The sequence below is a fragment of the Selenomonas sp. FC4001 genome, from assembly GCF_000701565.1.
Lineage (GTDB): Bacteria > Bacillota > Negativicutes > Selenomonadales > Selenomonadaceae > Selenomonas_A > Selenomonas_A ruminantium_B.
The window spans coordinates 1-2,912 of the sequence record NZ_JNJF01000023.1 but is presented as its reverse complement, the minus strand read 5'-3'; the positions used below and the strand labels follow the sequence as shown (position 1 = coordinate 2,912).

The window sequence follows — 2,912 nt, the reverse complement described above, 5'->3', positions numbered from 1 at the left end:
CTTGCTGGAGAAGCCTGTGCCATTGTATAGGCATTTGCATGACAGGTTGCGGGATTTTAAGTATGAGCTGATAGCCAAGATATGGAACAGATATACCAGTACCTATACAGAGCGTGATCAGGTTCAATATCAAGGGATTTTTCAGGGGTTTCGTGCGGTAGGCACACAGAGCAAGCTAGGAAAGAGGTACATAGTGACAGCCTTTAAGACTGGTGAGCGGGTTACTATTGAGTATCTGAACACATTCCTCATGGATAAGAGCAAGGCCTTAACAGATTTTGGCTATAAATCGGCTTTGGAACTTTCGGCAGCCAAGGAAAAATATCCAGAGTGGTATGAAAGACGGGTTGTGAGAGGTGAAGACCGAGGCAGATGGCATATCAAGCGTGATTTATATGATTGGTGGCTTCGGAAGCTGAAAGGTGGCGAAGCCTCCGTGGGGCATAGGTACTGGTGCTTGTCTGTGTTAGCTGCGTATGGAGTGAAGTGTGATGTTCCAGAAGATGAGGTGCTAACGGATGCTTTGGAGCTATTGCCGTCTCTGGATGAAATTAGCGATGATGAGCATAATCGCTTTACAAAGCGTGATGTGTTGGATGCCATGAATATGTATCAAGAAAGTTACGTAACGTATAGCAGGGCTGAAGTAGAGCGTGTGAGTGGCATATCCGTTCCAGCTAACAAGAGGAACGGCAGAAAGCAGGCCTTACACTTAGTTCGTGCAAGGGCAGTACAAGAAGTAGATTATCCCAATGGGGCATGGCGTAACAGGGATGGACGGCCGAGTAAGCAGCAGATTGTTTTAGAATGGCAAGCTGCGCATCCAGATGGCAAGAAGATAGATTGTGAGCGCTCAACGGGCTTGTCTAGGCATACTGTCTTGAAGTGGTGGCAATAATTTTTCAGACTGATTTTGTGTTAACAAATACTTGTTAACACAAAATCAGTCTGCTATAATTGTATTAGAAATTACTTTATAATACAAAGGCGGTGTTCACTATGACATTTTTGGAATTACAGAATCAGATAGTCCAGACACGCAAGGCGCGTAAAGGGATAAAGAATAGGGAAGACTATTTTCAAGATGATGAGACGGAAGAATTTTGGACAAGTGTTTATAAGAGGGCGTTGTATATAGCTAATGAGGTCGTTAAGCACTATGAAAAAAAGGGGGCTTACGATTCTTCTGAAAAGTTCCATCTATCTTGGGGAGAGGCCCCAAATGATTATTTTGATGATTATATCAAACAGATGAAAGCGTATGAGAAAGAGGTTAAAGATTATCAAAAGCTTTGGAAAGAACATAGTGAGCTTTTTGATGGAAAATTGAAGTCGGATAAGGAGATAGCTCAATTAAAGCAAGAATTGTCAGCAGCCAAAGCCGAACTGGTTAGAGTGAAGCGTGGCGGAAGATACAAAGATTATGCGAAAGAGCATAAAGTGGTCAATTATAAAAAAGAGAATCCATCAGCAACTGTTCGAGAGATTGCCAAGGCTTTGGGGATTTCTACAACAACAGTTCAGAAAGCACTGGTGGCAAATGGTTTGAACAAACAAAAAGGATAAATGGACAAGTCCAAGCGGGAGAAATCCCGCTTTTTTTGCTTACGTTCCATGGGAGCCGTGAAGAACGGCTTACATGTGCAGTTAGGAGTTTTAACAAAACTCACTGCACCCCTTCGGGGATCTTCTCAAGATGCCGTCATGTAAACTCGTGCAGTTGAGTTTACATGTGCATCTAGGAGTTTCTGTGAAACTCAATGCACCCTTCGGGGATTTTGCCGGTCGTTTCCTCCCTGAACTGCGTTGCTTTTTTTGTAGGCTATGTGCCGTTTGTTGTATAAATTATTTTGTAATACAGGATGGTGGTTTCCGAAGGCGCACTTATGAGTGTCTCAATTCTGCCGATTGAGACACGAGTGCTTAGGCCGTCCAGGGCGGTAAATGGATTACTAAAATCAGTAAGCCCGTAGGGTGCAAATTCACTGCCAGCATGGCAGATTAAGCACGGGTTTCGGAGAAACTCATAAGTGCGCCTTTTGGTGTTGCAGAAATCGCATCATGTCTATATGCTGGTCAATATGTGCAATGGTGGCTTCTTGAGCTAAATGTTGCTTTTCCTCTCGACGTTTTTGTTTTTTGGCTTGTTCGGCTTCAAACTGACGTAATGTTTTTTCGTCCGGGCCGACAATTCCGCCACCACTGGTAACACAGGAGTGTTCTACATCGCCATCTTCGTTCAAGATAATCACGGAGCCATACATTTTAGTGCCGTAGAATTTTGTGCCGGGCATGGGAAGATGAGGCATTGGGCGATGTATTTCGTATATCCGTTCAATATTTGCAGCCACTTTTTGCGCCAGCTTTGGATTTTGCTGCATTTTTTCTTCTAGTGCGGGGGGAACAATGATGGTATTTTTTCCTAACATGGCCTGATTCTTAGCTTGTACCTTGGCGTCAAGTTGGTTTGGGTTCCCCCGTGTTGGTTGCCAACTGAATACGTTGCTGTCGATATTTTCCTGTGTCAGCTTATCATAGGGAAAGTCATTATGTTCCCATGTGGTGTCAGAAATCTTTGGTACATCCATGACATGATAAAAATATTGGCTGGTGGTTTGGGAAAAGTTTTTTTCAAAAGAGCTTTTCCACATATCTGCCAACTGGGAAGATGATCCCTGCAGGGAGTTAAACATCGTCAGGAAGGAGCCGTTAGTGGCTTTTGTGGTTTTTGTTGCTTGTCCTAAGGTTGGCTGTATAGCTTGACTTTGCTGGATGCTTTGTATGTCCATGACACTTTGTCCTCCTTTTCGCTTTTGATAAATCGGTCTTATGGATTATATCGGTAAAAGGCGGGGGAGACTTAAAGTTGACGCTGGATAAATAAGTCACGCCTTGCCTGTGTAGGCAAGGCG

Annotated in this window: 3 protein-coding genes; 2 read left to right on the top strand and 1 reads right to left on the bottom strand. The window is 43.7% G+C overall.

From position 1 onward, the window contains the following. Positions 1-898, top strand: an 898-nt coding sequence (locus T320_RS09680; RefSeq protein ID WP_037355341.1) for a hypothetical protein, incomplete at its 5' end; no start/stop codon positions are given. A 101-nt stretch (positions 899-999) separates the two neighbouring features. Further along, on the top strand, positions 1,000-1,566 hold the full coding sequence (locus T320_RS09675) for a winged helix-turn-helix domain-containing protein (protein WP_037355339.1): 567 nt from the start codon (positions 1,000-1,002) through the stop codon (positions 1,564-1,566). Positions 1,567-2,024: 458 nt separating this feature from the next. Here the strand turns inward: T320_RS09675 and T320_RS09670 are convergent, their stop codons facing one another. Further along, positions 2,025-2,789, bottom strand: a complete 765-nt coding sequence (locus tag T320_RS09670) for a hypothetical protein (RefSeq protein ID WP_051608709.1) — start codon at positions 2,787-2,789, stop codon at positions 2,025-2,027. Positions 2,790-2,912: the final 123 nt, after the last annotated feature.

Bases quoted from the DNA above. Each gene is read 5' to 3' on its own strand.
- T320_RS09675 (WP_037355339.1), top strand. From the start codon at position 1,000: ATGACATTTTTGGAATTACAGAATCAGATAGTCCAGACACGCAAGGCG.
- T320_RS09670 (WP_051608709.1), bottom strand. From the start codon at position 2,789: ATGGACATACAAAGCATCCAGCAAAGTCAAGCTATACAGCCAACCTTA.